Genomic DNA, 20,993 nt, shown 5'->3' with positions numbered 1-20,993 from the left:
GCCCCATGCTATAGTATTCCGTTCTTATTGCGGTGAATGGAGGAAGTTCTAATCGTGCATAAATACCGTGCCGCCATCGCGGCGCTGACGTTTCTGCTCCTGTCTGTTTTTGCGAATTTCAGTGCGGCGGATGATACGAAGGTGACCCTGATCGAAGTGCAGGGAAACAAGAGAATCGAGTCCTCAACAATCCTTGCCAGGATCAAAACAAAGGAAGGTAATGTCTTTTCGCCGGCAGTGATCCGGGAAGATATCAAGGTGCTGTACCAGCTCGGGCATTTTGAGGACGTGCAGGTAAGGACCGAGGGTTTTGAAAACGGTCTCAAGGTCATTTTCTCCGTCAAGGAAAAGCCGCTCATTCGTGAAATTACCTTCGAGGGGCACGATGAACTGACGACGGAAAAGCTGAAAGAGATCCTGACACTGCTTCCCCGGACCGCTTTCAACATGCAGCTTATCAATGACAATGCGGAGAAAATTCGGCTCAAGTACCAGGACGATGGCTACTACGACGCAGTCGTGGTGCCCGTCGTAACCGAACTTCGCAACGGCGACCGGAATGTCGTCTTTCATATTGAAGAAGGGAAAAAGGTTCGCTTACAGGAAGTCATCATCGTCGGCAGTAAGGCCATTTCAGAGAAGGAGATCAAGGCCGCCCTCAAGAACCAGGAGCGTTGGTTATTTTCCTTCATTGACCGTTCCGGCACGCTGAGAACGGAAGAACTCAAAGAGGACCTGGAGATCATCAGGAACCTCTATTACAACAAAGGGTACATCCAGGTCGTGGTGGACGATCCGGTCATTGAGCCGGAGATATACACCTTTCGTGAATGCTATTTCTGGGGCCCCTTGAAAACGTTTACCAGGAAGAGCGAACTCGTCATACGCATCAATATTAAAGAAGGGGAACAGTTCCGGGTAGGTTCCGTGACGTTGAAGGGAAACGAGCTTATCCCCGATGCAGAGCTGTCGAAAGAGATCAAGCTGGCAAACGGCGATGTCTTCAGCAGGGAGGTGCTCCGTCAGGACGTTGGCAGGATCATGGACCGCTACGACAGCATCGCGAGGCCCTTTGCAAACGTCATCCCGCAGTTCAACATAGACCAGGACAAAAAAACCGTTGCCATCCAGATCGATATTCAGGAAGGCGGCGAAGTCCGTATCGGAAGGATAGACATCACGGGAAACAGCAAGACCCGGGACAAGGTGATACGTCGGGAGATGCGGCTTGAGGAAGGGGATCTCTACAGCAAAAAAGCCATTAAAAGAAGCTATGAACGGATCAACAACCTCAATTTTTTCGAGACCGTGGAACTCGTCCCGGAACGCCGGCAGCAGGAGCCGATCATGGACTTCAATGTGAAGGTGAAGGAAAAACTCACCGGCACGTTCAGCATCGGCGGCGGTTACAGCTCCGTGGACAAGCTGATGGCTATCGTCGAAGTTTCGCAGGGCAACCTCGGCGGCCGGGGCCAACTGCTCAAATTCAAGACCCAGTGGGGCAAGGTAAGTCAGCTTCTTATGCTCAGCTTCATGGAACCGTATCTCTTTGACATACCGCTCTGGGGCAAGGTCGATGTTTACAAACAGTCACAAGATTACAGCGGCTATTGGCTCAAGACGAACGGATTTGCCCTCTCAGCGGGCAAGAGCTTCGGCGAATATGTCTCGACCTCGCTCAGATTCAGCTACGACAACTCTCTTGTGACGGACATACAAACGGTGCCGGCATTCTCCCTCCAGAGGCAGCTTGACGTCTATGGTGATCGGATCAGCACGAATGCGCTTACCTGGAGCATTTCACGTGATTCGCGAGACTACTATCTCGATCCGAAGACCGGGTCCAGGAACAGCGTTTATGTGGAATATGCCGGAGGACCGCTCGGCGGCGACCCGAATTTTGTCAAGACATCGGGCGATTCGGCATGGTATTTCCCGCTGTTCTGGGACACCGTTTTTATGGTGCGCGGCAGAGTCGGATATGTAGAGTCTCTCATAAACAAGCCCGTTCCCCTGGGAGAACGCTTCTTTGTCGGCGGCCCTTCCACGCTCCGTGGTTTTCGATTCGGCACCGCCGGACCCATGGACGATGCCTTGAACCTCTGGGGTGGAAACAGGGAACTCATTTACAACATCGAGTATACGTTCCCGATCGTCCCGGCTGCGCGGGTCAAAGGTGTGCTCTTCTATGATATCGGGAAGGCCTTCGATAATTACGAGACCGTAAAATTCTCAGAACTGCGGCAGACCTATGGTTGGGGATTCTGGTGGCTTTCTCCCATCGGGCCGCTCAGGTTTGAATGGGGTAAGATCATAAAAGAGAGACCTGATGACCAGGCAAGTAAGTTCGAATTTTCCATTGGTACGCTCTTTTAAGATACCGTGGACTTGAAACGCGGATCATCAAGATACCATAATACCAAAAAATACTTTAAGGAGGTTCCAGATGAAAAGAATCATATTGTTGTGCGTTGCCATGTTGTTGATCTCATCGACCGCCATGGCGGCGGGAGGGAAAATAGCCTATGTAGATACCCAGGCGGTATTTGACAGGGCCAAGCTCGGCAAAAAATATCAAGGTGTGGTCAGGGAGTACTATGAAAGCCGGAAGAAGATCCTTGACCTTGATTCCGAAGATATACAGAAGCTGCAGGACGATTACACGAAGCAGAAACAGGCAAAACTGCTGAACGAGAAGGCGGAGAAGGAAAAGGAAGAGACCCTCAACCGCAAGATCAGTGAATTTCAGAAGAAGCGTGATGATTTCAGCGGAGAGATCGGGAAGAAGAACGAGGAGCTGTCAAGCGAATTCAACCAGCAGCTTGTTCTGGTGCTCAAGGATATCGCCAAACGGGAAAAATACTCCCTGGTCTTGAACAAGACGATCAATATCCTTTCGAAAGCCGAGGTCCCGGCGGTACTGTATGCTGAGGAGGACCTGGATCTGACCGAGAGGGTCGTCGCTGAATTGGACAAGAAGGAAGATGCCAAGAAGGAAGAAACCAAGAAATAATTACGGATTATGAATCTCAAAGAACTGGCAGATATGCTTGGTGCGGAATTGACCGGACCCGCTGACGTTGATATCAGCGGTGCGGCTGGTGTGCTTGAAGCGAGAGAAGGACAGATCACTTTCATCACCGGCAAAAGTCACCTCAAAGACCTTGAGCGCTCACAGGCTTCAGCAGCCCTGGTCCCGCTTGACACGCCTGCACTGCACCTGCCGCTGCTCCGGCTTAACAATCCCCGGCTTGCCTTCGCGCGGACCCTCGAGATGTTTTATGTCAAACCCTATCAGGCGAGCGGCATCAGCGAGAAAGCGGCGATCGGCGCGAACGTTGTTATCGGCGCGGACCCCTCTATTCATCCCTTTGTTGTTTTGGCTGATGACGTGAAGGTCGGTGAACGCGTTACTTTGTACCCCGGGGTCTCGATCGGCAGAGGTTCGGTTGTTGATGATGACTCCGTCATTCATGCCAACGTGAGCATCGGCCATAACATCCGGATCGGCAAACGGGTGATTATCCATGCGGGGACCGTGCTCGGCAGCGACGGCTTCGGGTTCGTGACCGACAAGGGGCGGCACCATAAGATTCCCCAGGTAGGTGGTGTGATCATAGAAGATGATGTTGAGATAGGCGGCAACTGCACGATCGACCGGGCCACGCTCGGGAACACCCTCATTAAGAAGGGGACGAAGCTCGACAATCAGGTGCATGTCGCGCATAATGTGACGATCGGAGAAAACTGTCTGATCGCCGGACAGGTCGGGATCGCGGGCAGCAGCACGATCGGAAACTCGGTGATGTTCGGTGGGCAGGTGGGGGTTGCGGACCATATTACCGTCGGCGACCAGGTGATGGCCGGGGGCGGGTCGGGTATCACCCGGGATGTGGAGGCGGGACAAGTCATTGCCGGATATTATGCCATGCCGATCAGGGATTGGCTCAAGGTCCAGTCTCTCCTGCCGAAACTGCCGGAGCTCATAAAACGTATTCGCGAACTTGAAAAGCTGATCAAAGAACAGTAAGACGGAAAAATCAGGATAATTGAAAAGGGGAACAGCATGCTCACTATCAATGAGGTAATGGACTTTCTTCCTCACCGGTATCCGTTTCTGATGATCGATCGCATCCTCGAGTTTGAGGCGGACAAGCGGATCGTGGGACTCAAAAATGTGACGATCAACGAGCCCTTTTTTCAGGGGCACTTTCCCGGCCATCCCATCATGCCGGGCGTTCTGCTCCTGGAGGCGATGGCGCAAACAGGCGGTGTGATGGCGCTCATGTCCCTGCCTGCCGAAGAGGTAAAGAAAAAGGTCCTCTATTTCATGAGCATCGATAAAGCAAAATTTCGCAAGCCCGTTACGCCGGGGGACCAGGTCCGGTTTGAACTGGAACTGATCAGAGCGCGCGGTCCCGTCAGAAGTTTGAAAGCGGTCGCGATCGTTGACGGCGGCGTTGTCGCCGAGGCTGAAATGATGGCCATGATCGTGGATAAAGATAAATAGGAAGGACCGGGACCAGGACGTGAACATACATCCGACTGCAATTGTACATCAAAAGGCGCGGATTGCCGGGGGCGTTTCGATCGGTCCCTTTACGGTCATCGGTGAGCACGTGACGATCGGGAAAGACACGGAGATCGCTTCCCATGTCCTGATCGAAGGCTGGACCACGATCGGAGAACGGAACCGGATCCATTCCTTTACGAGCATCGGCGCGCCGCCTCAGGATATCGGCTACCGGAACGAGGAAACATTCGTGCTCATCGGCAATGATAATGTCATACGGGAATACGCGACCATACACCGCGCCACGACCAAGGCCGACCGGAAGACGGAGATCGGGAACAAGAACTTTCTCATGGCCTATATCCATGTTGCCCATGATTGCAAACTGGGGAACAACATTATCATGGCCAACAACGCCGCCTTCGGGGGGCATGTCATTGTCGAGGATTTCGCCGTGCTTGGCGCTCTTATCGGCATTCACCAGTTCGTCCGGATTGGAGCATACTCCATGATCGGCGGCCAGTCAGCCATTGTGCTGGATGTCCCGCCTTATGTCAACGCCACCGGCAACCGCGCGCAGCTCTATGGATTGAATCTCGTGGGTCTCAAGCGCAAAGGTTTCAGCGACCAGGTCATCAATGACCTGAAAAAGACGTATAAGATCATATTCCGGTCGGGACTCGTGCAGGACGAGGCATTCAAAAAGGCACTTGAAGAGTTTCCCGATACCAAAGAAGTGAGTTATCTGATCGATTTCATGCGCAACTCGAAACGGGGAGTGACGAGATAATACAACGTCAGGAATCAGGAGCCGGAAATCAGAAGCAATGCAGGGTATGAATAAGATCGGATTAATAGCGGGGAACGGCAATTTCCCCATCGCCTTCGCGCAGGCGGCAAAACTGAAGGGGCTGCAGGTCATCGCCGTTGCGCACGAAGGCGAAACCCTGCCTGAACTGGCGCAGTTGGTTGACGCGATATTCTGGGTCAAGGTCGGACAGCTTGGCAAGATCATCACTATTTTAAAAGAGCAGGGTGTTGTTGACGTGCTCATGGCCGGCGGCATCAAGAAAACACGATTCTTCGGCAATACACTGCCTGATATGCGGGGTATGGCGCTGCTTGCCAAAATGGCCCACAAAAAAGACGACTCCCTGCTTCGTGCGGTTGCCGAAGAACTGGAGTCCGAAGGAATAACGGTCCGCGAATCGACGCTCTTTCTTGACAGCATCGTTGCGCAGCAAGGCCTCTTGACGAAAAGAAAACCTTCGAAAGAGGAACGCCGGGACATTGAGTTCGGATGGCAGATGGCGAAAGAGATCGGCCGTTTGGACATTGGACAGACCGTCGTGGTAAAGGACCAGGTCATTCTTGCCGTGGAGGCCATTGAGGGCACTGATGAGGCAATTCGCCGCGGCGGCAGGCTCTGTGGCCAGGGAGCGGTCGTTGTCAAGGTTTGCAAGCCGCAGCAGGACCTTCGCTTCGACCTTCCGGCCATCGGGACGCAGACGATCAAATCCATGCTCGAGGTACAAGCATCCTGTCTGGCCGTTGAAGCGGGCAAAACCATTATCATTGAGCGTGAAACAGTCATTAACGATGCCAACCGGGCCGGCATTACGATCATCGCGATGCAGGACCTGAAGGATATCGCATGAATAAGGTTCGCGTGGGCGTCATCGGCGTTGGGTACCTGGGGCAGTTCCATGCGGAAAAATACGCGAACCTTCCCGAGGTTGAACTCGTCGGACTGGTGGACGCCGATCCGGTACGCGCATCACAGCTCTCCGGGAAGCTGAAAACACAGTCTTTCCCCGATCCAGCTCATCTGATCGGGAAGGTGGACGCCGTAAGTATTGTGGTGCCGACAGTCCTGCACCATAGCATTGCAAAGCAATTTCTGGAACAGGGCGTTCATGTTCTTATCGAGAAGCCAATGACCGTGACCCTCGAGCAGGCCGATGAACTTATCGATCTTGCAACCCGCAATAAATTGATACTGCAGGTAGGACATATTGAGCGGTTCAATCCCGCGTTCACGGCGATCAAGTCGCTGGTCGGAACACCGCGATATATAACTGCGGAACGGGCCGCGCCGTTCACGCTCAGGTGCACGGACGTGAATGTGGTGCTCGACCTCATGATCCATGACCTCGATATCGTCATGGACCTTGCCGGATCAACGCCGAAAGAAGTCAGCGCCGCCGGAATTTCGATCATCACCAACGAGATCGACATGGCAACGGCACGGATCGTATTTCAGAACGGATGTGTCGCCGATGTCAGTGCCAGCAGGGTCTCGGATGAAAAAAAACGACTGCTCAGGGTATTTGACGAGAAGGCGATCTATACGTCCGATTACCAGACACAGAAGGCGAACGTCTCGCGGGTAAAACCGGGACCCGGTTCTCAATTGGTCGTCGAGGACATTTCGACGGACCGGCGCGATACGCTGGAAGACGAGATCCGGGCTTTTGTGAAGAGTGTACAGGGCGATGTCCGGACCCTCGTGTCAGGCATTGAAGGCAGACGGGCGCTGGCCCTTGCAAGAACAATTACCGACAATATAGAAAAAGGGCTGACCGGTTTCGTCCCTGTATGAGAAAGGGAACTTGTCAGAACCTAAAACGCAATTGCCGTAGAGGACACAGGGCTCAGCGGGTGAATTTTATTTATTTTGAACAAAGCATTGCAGAGGAGTCTCTAACCGTATGACGATACCGATGGTCGACCTCAAGGTCCAGTACGAAGCGATCAAGGAAGAGATCAATGCCGTCGTGCTTGGCGTACTGCAGAGCACGCATTTCATACTTGGTCCGCAGGTCAAGGCGCTTGAAGAAGAGATCGCGCACTATCATGGTGTGAAACATGCCGTGGCCGTTGCTTCCGGCACGGATGCCCTGCATCTTGCGCTTCTTGCCGCGGGGATCAAGCGGGGCGATGAGGTGATCACCACCCCCTTTACCTTTATCGCAACGGCCGAGGCGATATCCTATGTCGGCGCAATGCCGGTCTTTGTGGACATCAAACCCGATTCGTTCAACATCGATATTTCAAAGATCATACCGGCAATCACGAATAAAACAAAGGCCATCATCCCGGTGCATCTTTATGGACAGCCGGCGGACATGGATGGGCTTATGGAGCTCGCAAAAAAGCACAAGCTCAGGGTCATCGAGGACTGTGCCCAGTCCTTTGGCGCCGAATACCAGGGAAAAAAGACCGGCGCCATCGGTGATCTTGGCTGCTTCAGCTTTTTCCCGAGCAAGAACCTTGGAGGGTACGGCGACGGCGGCATGGTGATCACCGATGATAATGATTGTGCAAAGCATTTGATGAGTTTGAGGAACCATGGCAGCACGGTGCGTTATTACCACGACGAGATCGGGTTCAACAGCCGGCTCGATGAGATCCAGGCAGCGATCATCCGAACCAAGTTCAGGCATATCGATACTTATAACGCAAAGCGCAGGAACAATGCTTCGCTTTATTCACGATATCTCGCCGACTCCAACATCCGGACACCGTCGGAACAAAGCGGGACAAAACATGTGTATCATCAGTACACGATCAGGGTCAAGAACCGGGATGCGGTGAAGCAGAAGCTCGACGCGGGGGGCATTACCTCATCCATGATCTATTATCCTGTTCCGCTGCATTTGCAAAGAGCGTACAATGACCTCGGTATAAAGCCCGGAAGCCTGCCCATGGCTGAGCAGGCTGCGCGTGAGGTGCTGTCGCTTCCGATGTATCCCGAACTGACGGAAGAGCAGATCAAAAAAGTGGCTGATGCGGTGAAGATGGCGCTGTAGGTTAAAAAAATTACAAATATCAAATAAGCACCAATAAACAATTTTCGAATTTGGTGTTTAGAGGTAACTGCTCAGGTCAAAACCTGTTAGCCGCGAAAGAACCCCCGATAAGACATTTCGAGGGCAGGCTCCAGGATCGCAGAGAGAATTAAAACTAATACATGGTTTCAGGTTTATTCTTTGAGTTCTTTGCGTTCTTTTGCGGCCAATCTGAGTAGTTACGTTTAGAGTTTATTTGTTATTTGATGTTTGTTATTTGGTGCTTATGAAAAAGGTTATGATCATGTCAGGGGAAGCGTCCGGCGATCTGCATGGCGCAAACCTCGCGCGGGAGTTATGGAAACAGGACCCCGCGATGGTTATTTACGGCGTCGGCAGCAAGCAGATGCAGGAGGCCGGCGTCCGGATGCTTGCCGATGCAAAGGAGATCTCGGTCGTCGGGATCACGGAAGTGCTTACCCACCTTGGCGTGATCTACCGGGTCTATGCGTCGTTGAAGCGTTTTCTGAAGCACGAGCGGCCTGACCTTCTCGTCCTGATAGACTTCCCTGACTTTAATATCAAGCTCGGCAAGGCGGCCCAAAAGCTTGGCATCCCGGTTTTGTATTACATCAGCCCCCAGGTATGGGTATGGAGAAAAGGGAGGATCAAGACGATCGCCCGGATGGTAAAGGCGATGATCGTTGTATTCCCCTTCGAAGTGCCGCTCTACGAGAAGGCGGGTGTTGATGTCAGGTTCGTGGGACATCCGCTTACGGATGTTGTACGATCGGACCTTACGAAGGAACAGGCGAAGAGCGTGTTCGGCCTTGATGCGTCCCGGCGGACCATCGCACTGCTGCCGGGCAGCAGAAAATCAGAATTGACGCATCTCCTGCCTGATATGCTTGCTGCGGCGAAGATACTCTCGGCCCGGTTTCAGGACCTGCAGTTTATTCTTCCCGTGGCGCCGACGCTGGACCAGCGCTTCGTGCGCACGTTTATGGAGCAGTGCGGCGTTCCCGTTCGAGTGATCGAGGGGAGGGTATACGACGTGCTGCGGGCATCGGACGCAGCCATCGTCACATCGGGCACGGCCACGCTCGAAACAGGGCTTATGTCAATACCGATGGTGATCGTCTATCGCATATCGGCCATAACCTACACGATCCTCAGCAGCATGGTGCACGCCGGATTAAAACACGTAGGCCTGGTGAATATCGTAGCGGATGAAAGGCTGGTTCCCGAACTGATCCAGGAGGAATCGACACCGCAGCACATGGCCGATGCCGTTGCCAGGATGCTGACCGATCCGATCTATTATGATCAGATACGCGCGGGTCTCGAAGGAGTGCGGATGCGGCTCGGAGATGCCGGCGCTTCGGCACGGGCTGCCGCTGTTGTCAGGGAATTGCTTGCGACATGAAAAACGATCTGACCATCTATAAAAGGCTCTTAACCTATCTGAAGCCCTATAAAGCCAGGCTTGGCTGGTCCGTGTTCTTTATGGGTCTTACCAGCGTGCTGATCTCGGCGCAGGCCTACCTGGTAAAGCCCGTGCTGGACAAGGTGATCCTGGCAAAGAACATGGATCTCGGCCTCTATCTCCCGCCCGCGCTCGTCCTCGTAACCATCCTGAAAGGCGGTGCGGCCTATGCCCGGGACTACATGATGGGCTGGGTCGGACAGCGGGTTGTGAATGACATACGAGACCAACTCTATACACATGTCGAGTCCCTGTCCTTCTCCTATTTCACCCGGACCCCGACCGGCGTAATCATCTCCCGCATCGTCAACGACGTGAACCTGGTGCAGGGGGCCCTCACGAAGGCGCCGTCAAGCCTGGTACAGGGAATCTTCACCATGGCTGCGCTTACCGGATACATCCTCTATCTTAACTGGAGGCTCGCCGTTTTTTCGATCATCGTTCTGCCTCTTGCCGGTTTTGCGCTCTCAAAATTCAGCAAACGCTTCAGAACAGCGAGCACGCAGATGCAGGAGCAGATCGGCGTTCTGACTACGCATCTCCATGAGACCATTGGGGGCATCCGGATCGTCAAGGCATTCGGCATGGAAGATTACGAGAGCAAGAGGTTCGCCGTGAAGAACAAGAACCTCTTCAACTCCCTTATGCGTGCGATAAAGACCGGCGCGGTCTCTCACCCCGTAATGGAGGTGATTTCCATACTCGGGACGTCCCTCGTTATCCTCTTCGGCCTCTACTTCATTACCATCGGCACCATGACCGTTGGTGATTTCTTTTCCTTTATGGCGGCGCTCGTCTTCTTCTACCGCCCGCTGAGGGACCTGAACGGAGTGAACAACACGGTCCAGGACGGCGTTGCCGCCGCTCAACGCATCTTTGAGGTCCTCGACACTCAGCCGGAGATAAAGAACCGTCAGGGCGCGCAATCCGTTTCCCGTGATTTCAGGACGATCGAATTCCGGAATCTTACCTTCAAATATGAGGACGAGATGGTGCTGAAGGACATCAATCTGACCGTGAAAGCAGGGGAGACGATCGCTATCGTGGGCAAGAGCGGCGGGGGCAAAACGACCTTCGTGAATCTCATCCCCCGTTTTTACGATGTCACCGGCGGATCGATCCTTATCGACGGCAAGGATATTCGCGACCTGTCGATTGAATCCCTCAGATCGCTGACCGCCATCGTCACGCAGCAGACTTTCCTGTTCAACGACACGGTCAAGGACAACATCGCTTACGGAGATACCGATAGACCATTTGAGGATATTGTCCGTGCGGCGCAATCCGCCTATGCCGAAGACTTTATCCGGGCGCTTCCCCTGGGATACGACACGATTATCGGCGAGTCGGGCGTCAAGCTATCCGGGGGCCAGCGCCAGCGGATCGCGATCGCCAGGGCATTGCTCAAAAACGCCCCCATTCTCATACTCGATGAAGCCACATCCTCGCTGGATACGCAGTCCGAGCGTGAAGTGCAGAACGCCCTCGACACGCTCATGAAAGGCAGGACGAGCTTCGTGATCGCCCACCGTCTTTCGACCATCATGAACGCGGACCGGATCATCGTGCTCAAAGACGGCAGGATCGTGGAGCAAGGCAGGCATGAGGACCTTCTCACACGGGGCGGTGAATACAAGAACCTGTACGAGCGGCAGTTCCGGGATGAAACGCCGGCAAGGACCGTGTAATGTTCAGGGCAAGGATATTATCATTCATCGGCTGGGTCGTGCTTTCGCTGTGGAGCCGCACGCTGCGCATACAATTTGTGAATAAAGAGATCCCGAGCCGGCTTGCATCCGAGGGTAAGAACGTCATCTATGCCTTCTGGCACGGGAGGCAGTTCCTGCTGTTCCATAGCCACCGGAATTCCGGGATCGTCATTCCCGCCAGTGAAAGCCGTGACGGTGAGATCCAGGCCGGGATCCTGAAGTGGTTCGGTTTTGATGTTGTCCGCGGTTCAAGCAAGCGGAAGGGCGACCGCGCACTCCTGGGACTGGTCAGCGGGCTTCGCAGAGGCAAAGATCTCGCGCTTGCGGTAGATGGTCCACGCGGCCCCATCTATGAGGCAAAACAGGGGGTTGCTTATCTGGCGGGGAAACTGGACAAGCAGATCGTCCCCGTGATCACCAGCGCAAAGAGCTTCTGGGTCCTCGACAAGATCTGGGACAAGTACCTGCTTCCGAAACCGTTCACCAGGGGGATCGTCCTGTATGGTGAGCCGATCATCGTAAAGGGCATAAGCGAGGAAGAGCTCGAGGGAAAACGGAAGGAATTAGAGGCTGCTCTGAACAGGTTGATGGCGCAGGCGGACGGATATTTCAAAGCCGGATAACGGTTACTATGCCCGTTTCGTTTGGCGTCCGACGGCAACAGATGGGGCTTAAACCGTATAAGCGGTATAACCACATGATAATAACGGCTCTGTCGCCGATTTCCGGGTCATTGCTTAATCCGATTTTGTGCTTCGACAGGCTCAGCACGAACGGGTAAAAGTTCATCATATCAACCATCATGCCGTTCGCCCTGAGCTTGTCGAAGGGTGAACGCTGTTTGGACAACTGCTCCATCACTCCGAGGTAGTATTATGTACATTCTCTACAACCTGCTCCTGATCATAGCGACGGTGCTGTCGCTTCCGGTGATCCTGTTCAAGCTGATCACCGTGCCCAAGTACCGCGGGGGCATGACGCAGAAGCTCGGCCGTCTGCGAAAAGGTGTGATGACGGCGATCCAGGGGAGCCGTCCCATCTGGGTCCATGCAGTTTCGGTTGGTGAAGTCATGGCCGCGCATCCGCTCATTCGTGAGCTCAAAAAGAAGTACCCGCACCGGAAGCTGATCCTCTCGACGGTAACGGTCACCGGCAATTACACGGCGCGGCGGAGAGTGCCGGAAGCGGATGCGGTCTTCTACTTTCCCTTCGATTTCCCGTGCGTTGTTCGCAGGGTGATACAGGGCATCAATCCCCAGATCGTGCTGGTGGCTGAAACCGAGTTATGGCCCAATTTCTTTCGAGAACTGAAGCGGGCCGGGATACCCTCAGCAGTGATCAATGGAAGGATCTCGCCCAATTCGCACAGAAACTACCGGAAGTTCAGATCATTTTTCAGCCAGGTCTTTGACAATGTGACCCTGTTTTGCATGCAGTCCGAGGCCGATGCCGACAGGATCAAGGACATCGGCGCTGATCCGGAGAAGGTAATGGTAACGGGAAACCTCAAGTTCGACCAGAAGTTGCCGAAGATCACGTCCGCGCCGGTCTCACTTGCATTAGGAAAAAAGGTCATCACCGCGGGGAGCACCCACCGGGGAGAAGAGGCGGCGCTCCTGGAAGTCTTCAAGCGGCTGAGAGAGAAATATCCCGATCTTCTGCTTATCATCGCCCCGCGCCATCCCGAACGATTCAATGAAGTGGAAGGTCTCATCAACAGGGCCGGGTACGATTGCCAGCGGAGGACGTTGCTGAAAGGCCCGGTAAAGGACGTTCTGCTCCTTGATACGATCGGTGAACTCCGATCCTTCTATTCCCTCTGCGATATCGCATTCATCGGCGGAAGCCTTGTCAAGGTAGGCGGCCATAATCTCCTTGAGCCGGCAGCAATGAAAAAGCCTGTTATCTTCAGCCGATATATGTTCAATTTTAAAGAAATATCAGAGGCCTTGCTGTCGGCAGGCGGGGGGGTCATGGTAAAAGATAAGACAGAGCTTTATATTCAGATCGACAACCTTCTGTCTGACAAGGAGCTTGCCAGGAGCATGGGCGAGCGGGCATTCAGCGTGATCGAGATGAATTCCGGCGCTGCACGGAAAACCATTGATGCTATCGGAAGGTTGATCGTTGCTCAGTAAGTCATACTTTGAAGATCTTATGCTGGGGAAGAGGACTTCACCCTTTTGGGGTGTCGTCTTGTCCGCGCTTGCCGTGCTCTACGGGGCGCTCGTTTATCTGCGCCGGATATTCTTCAAACTTCATATATTCAAAAGCAATAAAATATCCTGCCCAATCATCTCAATCGGCAATATCACGCTCGGCGGTACAGGCAAAACTCCAACGGTCATTCAGGTCGCGCAATTATTGACGAGGAACGACAGGCGGCCGGTTGTTGTCAGCAGGGGATATGGAAGAAAAGACGAAGCGGAGATCATCATAGTATCCGACGGCCGATCAATCCTTGTGGATTCCCGGATCGGCGGCGATGAACCCGTGATGATCGGATCAAAGCTGCCCGGCATACCTGTTGTGGTCGGAAGCAAGCGCTATCAGGCGGCGCTGCTTGCCTTACAGCGATTCAGCCCGGACGTCGTGGTCCTCGATGACGGGTTCCAGCATTTCCAGTTAAAAAGGGACATTGACATTGTGCTTTTGGACGCTGGAAATCCCTTCGGGAACGGAAAACTGTTTCCCGCCGGCATCTTGCGCGAGCCGATCAATGCGCTCAAGCGGGCGCAAGCTGTTCTGATCACGAAAATTGACAATTCCATGGATGTGGAAAAGTTGAAAGAGACCATTCGTCGGCACACCCGGGCCCGGATTTTTACCTCACGCCAGGTTCCGGTGGATTTGATCGATTACCGGAGCTCTGATATCAAACCGCTTTCGGTTTTGCGCGGTTCGAAGGTTCTCGCTCTTTCCGGTATTGCGCGTCCGGATTCTTTCACCTCGATGCTCAGATCGCTCGGTGCGGACATCGTGGCAGTATGTACCTATCGTGACCACTTCGACTATCAAAAATCCGACCTGGCAACGGTTTTTCAGAAAGCGGCGGATGAAAATATCAGCATGATCGTCACCACGGAAAAGGACGCAATACGGTTAAAAAAACTGCACGCTGACGGTATCTGGGCGCTCAGGATCGAACTGACCGTAGTGGAATCTGATGAATGGCAGGCGTTTCTCCTCGAGGGATTGCGAAATGCATAGGGCGGTATTTCTCGACCGGGATGGTACGGTGAATGAAGAGGTGGGGTATTTGCGCGACCTTGCCGATCTCCGGCTGATTGCCGGCGCGGGCGCGGCGATCAAGAGGCTTAATGAGGCCGGACTGAAAGTCGTGCTGGTGACGAACCAGTCCGGGGTGGCTCGTGGATTTTTCACCGAGGCGCTGGTCCAGGAAGCCCATGAGCGCCTGTACCGGATGCTTCGCAGGGAAGGGGCGCGAATCGATGCGGTGTATTACTGTCCCCACCATCCGACAGCGGGTAATTCGAGCTATACCGTCGTATGCGACTGCAGAAAACCCGGCACCGGTCTGATCGACCGCGCGGCCAGGGACCTTGGCATCGACGTAAAAGAATCCTACGTGGTCGGGGACAAGTGGAGTGATGTGGAACTGGGACAGCGCGCGGGTGCGCACCCGATCCTGGTGCAGTCCGGATTCGCACCTGACGATCCGGGGAACATCCGGCCCGCGCACATCAGCGACCCTGACTTTATCGCGCGGACCATTCTTGAGGCGGTGGAGTGGATCATTCAACGGACTTCCAAAGATATTTAATGACGGATCATGAAAATGCCCCTCACCTCGGTCCTCTCCCCGCGGGGAGAGGGTCAGGGTGAGGGGGAATTATCCATGAAACTGAATGCCAAAAAAATACTCATCATGCGGTACCGCTTTATCGGCGATACGGTCCTGACCGTGCCGTTCCTCAGGAACCTGCGTCAGGCCTATCCGGACGCGCATATCGACCTCATGCTCGAACCGTTCTCGGGCCAGGTACTTGAGGGCTGTCCCTACGTGGATCGGACCATTCCCTTCGAATTTAAAACGATCCACAAGTACAGCGGTTCTTCGCAGCGGGGTAAGCTTGCCGGTTATGTCCATTACTGGAAATTTATGAGACAGGAAGGATACGACGCGGCATTTGTGCTCAAACGGTCGCTCTCGAGCGCCTTGCTGATCCGGGCGGCCGGAATTCCACGGCGCATCGGTTTTGCAACCGAAGGGAGAACGCTCCTGCTTACCGATCCGGTGCCCTACAGGCAGGACCGGCATGAGGTGCAGAATTTCCTCGATTGCCTCAGGGTACTCGATATCCCGGTGCATTCAGATGCCCTTGAACTCTGGCCATCCGCGGAAAACGACGCAAAGGCCCGTGAACTCTTTTCCGATGCCGGCTGGAAAAAGGACGACCTCAAGATCGTCATCCATGCGGCAGCGAGCCTGCCTGCCAAGCAGTGGCCTCTGGACCGCTTTGCAGCGGTGATGAAGGTCATGCAAGAGCGATACAACGCGCACTTTATCTATACCGGAGCACCGGCGGATGCCGCCTTGTACCAGGAGATCGAACGCCTTGGCCCTTTCAAGGGTATGAATCTCTGCGGGAAGATAGGCCTGCATGCCAATCTTTCCGTGTATCGCGCTGCTCACCTTTTTTTCGGCGTGGACTCGGGTCCCATGCATATGGCCGCCGCTGTCAGAGTTCCCGTAGTTGCTCTCTTTGGTCCAACCGATGAACGGAAGTGGGGGCCCTGGGGTGACGGTCATACTGTCATCACCCGGCGACTCTCCTGTTATCCCTGCAAACCCCACAAGTGTCCTGATAATGAATGCATGAAGAAGATCAGAGTCGAGGAGGCTCTCGAAGCAGTAGAAAAAAAACTGGGTGCAATCATGCCGAAAATCCGCTATCATTAAAAAGGCAAACCACAGAGGACACTGAGAAAAAGAAATTTAAATGAAATCATCTCTCTGAGTTCCATGGTTGATAACGTGCTCATATTCAAGCTTTCCTCTGAGTTCTCTGTGGTTAAATGTTGACCTTATGTCGTTAGAACAGCGAGATACTATATGGAAAAAGAAAAAAATAAAATATCCGTGACCATCAGAACGTTCAACGAGGGGAAGAACCTCCGTGAATGCCTCGAGAGCGTTTCCTGGGCGGATGAGATCGTGGTCGTGGACTCGAACAGCACGGATGGTACCGTGGCCATTGCCAGGGAATTCACGGACAAGGTCATTATCCAGAAATGGCTGGGTCATGTCGGCCAGAGCCAGTTTGCAACGGACCGGACCTCGAATAGCTGGGTATTGCACATGGACGCTGACGAACGCGTTTCCCCGGCGCTGCGGGATGAGATCCTCGCATTGGAGCTTGAGAACATCCCCTATGATGCCTATGAAATGCCCCGGCGTCATTTATTTATGCAGCAGTGGATCGACCATTCGGCCTGGTACCCTGATTACAAGATCCGTCTCTTCCGAAAGGACCTGTGCAAATGGGGTGGATACGCGCCTCATGATGAAGTGAAGGTAAAAGGGAGAAAGAAGAAGCTGAAAAACGATATTCTGCACCATATTTATCAGGATATCGCGCATTTCTCGGCAACAAAGAACAACTACTCGTCCCTGACGGCACGGGACCACTACAAGAACGGGAGGAGGGCGAGCATCATTGATATTACGCTGAGGCCGTTCTATGCCTTTCTGTATCGCTATGTTGTCCGGTTGGGCATTGCCGACGGGATCGCGGGATTTACGATCTCGGTCATGGAAGCTCACGCGGTGTTTATGAAGTATATAAAACTCTACGAGATCCAGAACAAGCTCCGGCGCTTCCCTCCGGAAGAGGAAAACCAGTAAGGATGGAGAAGACGTAAAACCATATCCCTGATAGAAGCATTCGGGGATGACATCATACTTAAACTGGAAATATTGTCTTTCCCGAGGGTTTAATCGGGAAACTGGTTTTGATCATAAAGCGTTTTTATGAAAATAGCATTCGCTCATATGTTCACCCTGCGCACGCCGCGGGGGATCGAACGTTTTATCATTAATGTGTCGAATTCCCTGGCACGGAAGGGGCACGAGGTCACCATTATCACGGGCCGCTGTCCCGATTCTCCCACGCGCGGATGGATCGACAAGCGTGTCCGTATCCATGAGATCAGGCATCATAACTGGCACAAGGCCTCCTTTATTCCCGGCTTCATGCGTGATTTTCTGACCCATGACTATGACATCGTGAACCTCGCCATCGCGCGGGCGGAAGGATATGCCGCGGGTCTTTCATACATGCTAAAGAAGTTCCGCTTCAATATCGTGTTCCAGTATCCGTTCGAGAACCACGAGAAACACTTTATTGCCTTCAAGCGCTTTGGCACTGCGAAGCATGCCGATGAGCTTATTTCCGCGAGTACCTATATTGCGCAGGGAGTAGCGTCCTGCTTTGGCCGGACTTCAAAGATGGTCCCGAACGGCGTGGATCCCTCCCTGTTCAGGAGCGATCAGGTGCGCCGCAGCGAGACACGGATGAAGCTCGGCATCCCGGAGGATGCTCCGGTCCTGATCACGGTTTCGGCCCTTCAGGGACGGAAGGGGATTGAAAAGGTACTGGACGTGGTCGGGCACCTGAAGCAATCAATACCCGATATCCGGTATATCCTGTGCGGCGACGGGAACAACAAGGACCGTGAGGCCTTCCATGCAAAGGTGGCCGCTCTCGGGATCGTGCCGAACGTGCATTTTATGGGCAACCAGAAGGACGTATCGGGGTTCTACAATGCCGCGGATCTTTTCGTGTTCCTGCCCGAGTTCGAGGGATTCGGCATCGTTGCGCTCGAGGCCATGGCAAGCGGGCTTCCCCTCGTTGTATCGCAGGGCAGCGCCTTCCCTGAGATCCTCGCCGAAGGCGGCGGGGTCATGGTGGATCCGGACGCACCCGCAGACATTGCCAGGACCATACAGGCACTCCTGCAGGACCATGAACGAAGATCGAAGATGGGAGCAGCGGGACGCGCGGTGGTCGAGAAAAAGTATTCCTGGGACGCTGTCGCGTCGCAGTTGGAAGCGATCTTTAGGGATCAGCTCAGGAGCTGAGTGGTCGTATTCGTAAGTCTGGTGAAGTATCGGCGCCCTTTTCGTTCTCTTTATTTTATGTCATTCCCGAGGATTTAATCGGGAATATGGTTTTGCATGAATAAGTGCTTTCATGCTACAGGTTTAAACGCAAACCATATCCCCGATAGAGACATTCGGGGATGACGGATAAATATAATAACGTAATCGTATTTATGAATTTGTATACTGAGGACCGGTATCACTATGCAAAAGATCACCGCTGCCATCATAACCTTTAACGAAGAGCACAGGATAGAGCGATGCCTGAGGAGCCTGGACTGGGTGGATGAGATCGTTGTCATCGACTCATTCAGCACCGACCGCACCGTCGACATCTGCAAGCGCTATACGCAGACGGTATTTCAGCACGCCTGGCCGTACAACTATTCCGAGCAGAAAACAAAGGCCCATGAATATGCGTCTCATGACTGGATATTGTTCATTGACGCTGACGAGGTCGTAACGAAAGCGCTGCGGGACGAGATCATTGTCTTGTTCAAGGCAGGCCCAACTGCCGATGCTTTCGGTATCCCGCGCAGAGAGTATTTTGGCGGTAAATGGATCAAGGCGGGCGGCTGGTACCCCCAGTACAAGACCATCTTGTATCGGAAGTCCATGGGAGAATGGGTGAACCCGATCCACGAGAAATTCGTGACGCGGGGAAGAACGGAACATCTCATGAATCCCATCCTGCACGACGGTTATGCGAACTTCAAGACCTTCATGGACAAGTTCAATGTCTATAGTTCGCTGGAGGCAGAGAGGACCTTTCAGGAAGGCCGCCGCACGAAGTTCAGTTTACTGAAGGCCGTGTTCAAACCGCTTGAACGTTTTTACGGAAGGTTCATCAGACATCGGGGCTACAAGGACGGCGTGCATGGGTTCTATATGGCCGCGGTGATAGCCTTTAACTATTTTCTGGCAGAGTTGAAATTATACGAACGCTTGTATGAAAAACGGAACCAAGAGAACTGGGACGCCGTATATCGCCGGGAAGCCGTGGGATCGGACCGTGATGACACGGGAACAAAATGAAAATCCTCTTTGTGAACAACTTCAGGTACCGGGGCGGGGGAGAGGAGTTCCTGATGGAGCTTCTGCCCGGCCTGATCGGGAAAGGTGTTGTCATCGGGATCGTCTGTCGTCCCAATACCCCGCTCGCGACGATGTTCAAGGATATGCCGATCGAGGTCTATCCTATCGAGAAGTCGGGACTGAGCGGGATCAGCTCATTTTTTCAGATCGCTCGGATCATCAAACACAAGGGCTACGATATTGTTTGTATTCAACGGGGCCATGATATTCTGCAATCCTGGATTGCATCGCTTTTATCCAATCGTCGGCCAAAGCTCATTTTTATTGTTCATGTGGCGGATTTTATCAACTCCCGGTATCTTCTCGGCCGCATGCACAGAGTTGTGACGATATCCCGTCATATTGCGCAGAAAATCCGCTCCTTTTCTCCCGGACTGTCAGACAGGATATCGATCATACACCACGGCATCGACCTCGCCGCGTTCAATGCCTCAAGGAGCCTAACGGGCTTCATCCGGAAGCGATTCGGTCTCACGGATGATACGCCGATCGTCAGTTCTTCTGGAAGCATGTGGAAGAACCAGATCGAATTTCTGGACGCGCTCGTCGAGATCAAAAAGGAAATATCCGGGGTACGGTATCTGCTGCTAACACCCCTGGCCCCCATACCGCAACTTCAGGCGTTTAAGGACCGGGCGGTCGAACTCGGGATCTCGGACTCCATTCTCTGGCTGGACACGTTGCCGAAAAGTGACATGCCGTCCTATTTCGCTGACATTGATATTGCGATCAGCACCTTCAGGAATGAGGGATTCGGTCTCTGGGTCGTGGAAGCACTGGCAATGGGGACGCCGGTCGTTGCCTTTGATGGCGGAGGAGTGCGTGATTCTCTTGAAGGATGTCCTGCGGGCGTCCTGGTCAGGAATGGCGCACAGGAAATGGCGGCAGAGGTCGTCCGAATATTAAAAGACAGGGAAGTCAGAAGACGCATGTCTGAAGCCGGTCCGAAGTGGGTAGCCGAAAGGTTCAGCCGGGAGCGGATGGTGGATGAATACTTTCAGTTTTTTAATTCGCTTGTTAAAAAACAGTAGCTACTCAGGTCAAAATCTGTTAGCCGCGAAAGAACGCAGAGAACACAAAGAAAAGCAAAGAAGGGTTCATCTCAAGATTGGGATCTCTGACAGCCTAAGATCTGCCGAATTAACTCAAGGAGCATGAATATGATTGCGATAAGCGAACTGTGCGACGTTGTACGAGAAACGGGCTATGCCATTCATGTTTATCATGGACATGGGCATCTCGAAAAGGTGTATGAAAATGCGCTGGCAAACCG

19 protein-coding genes are annotated in these 20,993 nt (G+C 53.4%); all 19 read left to right on the top strand.

All coding sequences use genetic code 11. The features are described from left to right. The first annotated feature begins 54 nt into the window (after positions 1-54). The 19 genes from bamA (at position 55) to M0R70_08750 (ending at position 20,751) form a co-directional block, all read left to right on the top strand. Positions 55-2,376 carry an outer membrane protein assembly factor BamA gene (bamA, locus tag M0R70_08840; protein ID MCK9419467.1) on the top strand — a complete coding sequence of 774 codons (2,322 nt, stop codon included), beginning with the start codon at positions 55-57 and terminating at the stop codon, positions 2,374-2,376. Positions 2,377-2,446: 70 nt separating this feature from the next. After that, entirely contained in the window at positions 2,447-3,013 is a 567-nt protein-coding gene (locus M0R70_08835; protein MCK9419466.1) for an OmpH family outer membrane protein, read from the top strand. Positions 3,014-3,022: 9 nt separating this feature from the next. After that, on the top strand, positions 3,023-4,030 hold the full coding sequence (gene lpxD / locus M0R70_08830; GenBank protein ID MCK9419465.1) for a UDP-3-O-(3-hydroxymyristoyl)glucosamine N-acyltransferase: 1,008 nt from the start codon (positions 3,023-3,025) through the stop codon (positions 4,028-4,030). Between the two features lie 36 nt (positions 4,031-4,066). Then, positions 4,067-4,510: a 3-hydroxyacyl-ACP dehydratase FabZ gene (fabZ, locus tag M0R70_08825; protein ID MCK9419464.1), complete on the top strand. Its 444-nt coding sequence runs from the start codon at positions 4,067-4,069 to the stop codon at positions 4,508-4,510. A 19-nt stretch (positions 4,511-4,529) separates the two neighbouring features. Further along, positions 4,530-5,303 (top strand): acyl-ACP--UDP-N-acetylglucosamine O-acyltransferase, encoded by a 774-nt coding sequence (lpxA, locus tag M0R70_08820; protein ID MCK9419463.1) that lies wholly within the window; start codon positions 4,530-4,532, stop codon positions 5,301-5,303. Between the two features lie 46 nt (positions 5,304-5,349). Then, positions 5,350-6,171 carry a UDP-2,3-diacylglucosamine diphosphatase LpxI gene (gene lpxI / locus M0R70_08815; protein ID MCK9419462.1) on the top strand — a complete coding sequence of 274 codons (822 nt, stop codon included), beginning with the start codon at positions 5,350-5,352 and terminating at the stop codon, positions 6,169-6,171. Next, the gene (locus M0R70_08810) at positions 6,168-7,115 is read left to right on the top strand and encodes a Gfo/Idh/MocA family oxidoreductase (GenBank protein ID MCK9419461.1); all 948 of its coding nucleotides are present in this window, start codon (positions 6,168-6,170) and stop codon (positions 7,113-7,115) included. Before lpxI ends, M0R70_08810 begins: the two co-directional genes overlap by 4 nt. A 109-nt stretch (positions 7,116-7,224) precedes the next feature. After that, a complete protein-coding gene (locus tag M0R70_08805) occupies positions 7,225-8,325 on the top strand; it encodes a DegT/DnrJ/EryC1/StrS family aminotransferase (protein ID MCK9419460.1) in 1,101 nt (366 codons plus the stop codon). Positions 8,326-8,590: 265 nt separating this feature from the next. After that, complete coding sequence (lpxB, locus tag M0R70_08800) at positions 8,591-9,730, top strand: lipid-A-disaccharide synthase (protein ID MCK9419459.1); 1,140 nt, start codon at positions 8,591-8,593, stop codon at positions 9,728-9,730. Then, on the top strand, positions 9,727-11,478 hold the full coding sequence (gene msbA, locus M0R70_08795; GenBank protein ID MCK9419458.1) for a lipid A export permease/ATP-binding protein MsbA: 1,752 nt from the start codon (positions 9,727-9,729) through the stop codon (positions 11,476-11,478). The genes lpxB and msbA overlap by 4 nt, the downstream gene beginning before the upstream one ends. Continuing rightward, positions 11,478-12,122 (top strand): lysophospholipid acyltransferase family protein, encoded by a 645-nt coding sequence (locus M0R70_08790; GenBank protein MCK9419457.1) that lies wholly within the window; start codon positions 11,478-11,480, stop codon positions 12,120-12,122. Before msbA ends, M0R70_08790 begins: the two co-directional genes overlap by 1 nt. Positions 12,123-12,374: 252 nt before the next feature. Beyond that, complete coding sequence (locus tag M0R70_08785; protein ID MCK9419456.1) at positions 12,375-13,637, top strand: 3-deoxy-D-manno-octulosonic acid transferase; 1,263 nt, start codon at positions 12,375-12,377, stop codon at positions 13,635-13,637. Further along, complete coding sequence (gene lpxK / locus M0R70_08780; GenBank protein ID MCK9419455.1) at positions 13,627-14,709, top strand: tetraacyldisaccharide 4'-kinase; 1,083 nt, start codon at positions 13,627-13,629, stop codon at positions 14,707-14,709. Before M0R70_08785 ends, lpxK begins: the two co-directional genes overlap by 11 nt. After that, a complete protein-coding gene (locus M0R70_08775) occupies positions 14,702-15,283 on the top strand; it encodes an HAD family hydrolase (protein ID MCK9419454.1) in 582 nt (193 codons plus the stop codon). Before lpxK ends, M0R70_08775 begins: the two co-directional genes overlap by 8 nt. A gap of 75 nt (positions 15,284-15,358) precedes the next feature. Next, positions 15,359-16,423 (top strand): lipopolysaccharide heptosyltransferase II, encoded by a 1,065-nt coding sequence (gene waaF / locus M0R70_08770; protein MCK9419453.1) that lies wholly within the window; start codon positions 15,359-15,361, stop codon positions 16,421-16,423. Positions 16,424-16,576: 153 nt separating this feature from the next. Then, positions 16,577-17,368 carry a glycosyltransferase family 2 protein gene (locus M0R70_08765; protein ID MCK9419452.1) on the top strand — a complete coding sequence of 264 codons (792 nt, stop codon included), beginning with the start codon at positions 16,577-16,579 and terminating at the stop codon, positions 17,366-17,368. 126 nt (positions 17,369-17,494) lie between these two features. Further along, on the top strand, positions 17,495-18,604 hold the full coding sequence (locus tag M0R70_08760; GenBank protein ID MCK9419451.1) for a glycosyltransferase family 4 protein: 1,110 nt from the start codon (positions 17,495-17,497) through the stop codon (positions 18,602-18,604). A 225-nt stretch (positions 18,605-18,829) separates the two neighbouring features. Then, positions 18,830-19,660, top strand: coding sequence for a glycosyltransferase family 2 protein (locus tag M0R70_08755; GenBank protein MCK9419450.1), 831 nt, complete (start codon positions 18,830-18,832; stop codon positions 19,658-19,660). After that, positions 19,657-20,751 carry a glycosyltransferase family 4 protein gene (locus M0R70_08750; protein MCK9419449.1) on the top strand — a complete coding sequence of 365 codons (1,095 nt, stop codon included), beginning with the start codon at positions 19,657-19,659 and terminating at the stop codon, positions 20,749-20,751. Before M0R70_08755 ends, M0R70_08750 begins: the two co-directional genes overlap by 4 nt. Positions 20,752-20,993: the final 242 nt, after the last annotated feature.

This window comes from Nitrospirota bacterium, from assembly GCA_023229435.1.
Lineage (GTDB): Bacteria > Nitrospirota > UBA9217 > UBA9217 > UBA9217 > JALNZF01.
Note: the sequence above shows the minus strand (reverse complement) of the source record. Positions and strands in the feature narration are given on the sequence as shown.

Bases quoted from the DNA above. Each gene is read 5' to 3' on its own strand.
- M0R70_08835 (MCK9419466.1), top strand. From the start codon at position 2,447: ATGAAAAGAATCATATTGTTGTGCGTTGCCATGTTGTTGATCTCATCG.
- lpxD (MCK9419465.1), top strand. From the start codon at position 3,023: ATGAATCTCAAAGAACTGGCAGATATGCTTGGTGCGGAATTGACCGGA.
- fabZ (MCK9419464.1), top strand. From the start codon at position 4,067: ATGCTCACTATCAATGAGGTAATGGACTTTCTTCCTCACCGGTATCCG.
- lpxI (MCK9419462.1), top strand. From the start codon at position 5,350: ATGAATAAGATCGGATTAATAGCGGGGAACGGCAATTTCCCCATCGCC.
- M0R70_08810 (MCK9419461.1), top strand. From the start codon at position 6,168: ATGAATAAGGTTCGCGTGGGCGTCATCGGCGTTGGGTACCTGGGGCAG.
- M0R70_08805 (MCK9419460.1), top strand. From the start codon at position 7,225: ATGACGATACCGATGGTCGACCTCAAGGTCCAGTACGAAGCGATCAAG.
- lpxB (MCK9419459.1), top strand. From the start codon at position 8,591: ATGAAAAAGGTTATGATCATGTCAGGGGAAGCGTCCGGCGATCTGCAT.
- msbA (MCK9419458.1), top strand. From the start codon at position 9,727: ATGAAAAACGATCTGACCATCTATAAAAGGCTCTTAACCTATCTGAAG.
- M0R70_08790 (MCK9419457.1), top strand. From the start codon at position 11,478: ATGTTCAGGGCAAGGATATTATCATTCATCGGCTGGGTCGTGCTTTCG.
- M0R70_08785 (MCK9419456.1), top strand. From the start codon at position 12,375: ATGTACATTCTCTACAACCTGCTCCTGATCATAGCGACGGTGCTGTCG.
- M0R70_08775 (MCK9419454.1), top strand. From the start codon at position 14,702: ATGCATAGGGCGGTATTTCTCGACCGGGATGGTACGGTGAATGAAGAG.
- waaF (MCK9419453.1), top strand. From the start codon at position 15,359: ATGAAACTGAATGCCAAAAAAATACTCATCATGCGGTACCGCTTTATC.
- M0R70_08765 (MCK9419452.1), top strand. From the start codon at position 16,577: ATGGAAAAAGAAAAAAATAAAATATCCGTGACCATCAGAACGTTCAAC.
- M0R70_08760 (MCK9419451.1), top strand. From the start codon at position 17,495: ATGAAAATAGCATTCGCTCATATGTTCACCCTGCGCACGCCGCGGGGG.
- M0R70_08755 (MCK9419450.1), top strand. From the start codon at position 18,830: ATGCAAAAGATCACCGCTGCCATCATAACCTTTAACGAAGAGCACAGG.
- M0R70_08750 (MCK9419449.1), top strand. From the start codon at position 19,657: ATGAAAATCCTCTTTGTGAACAACTTCAGGTACCGGGGCGGGGGAGAG.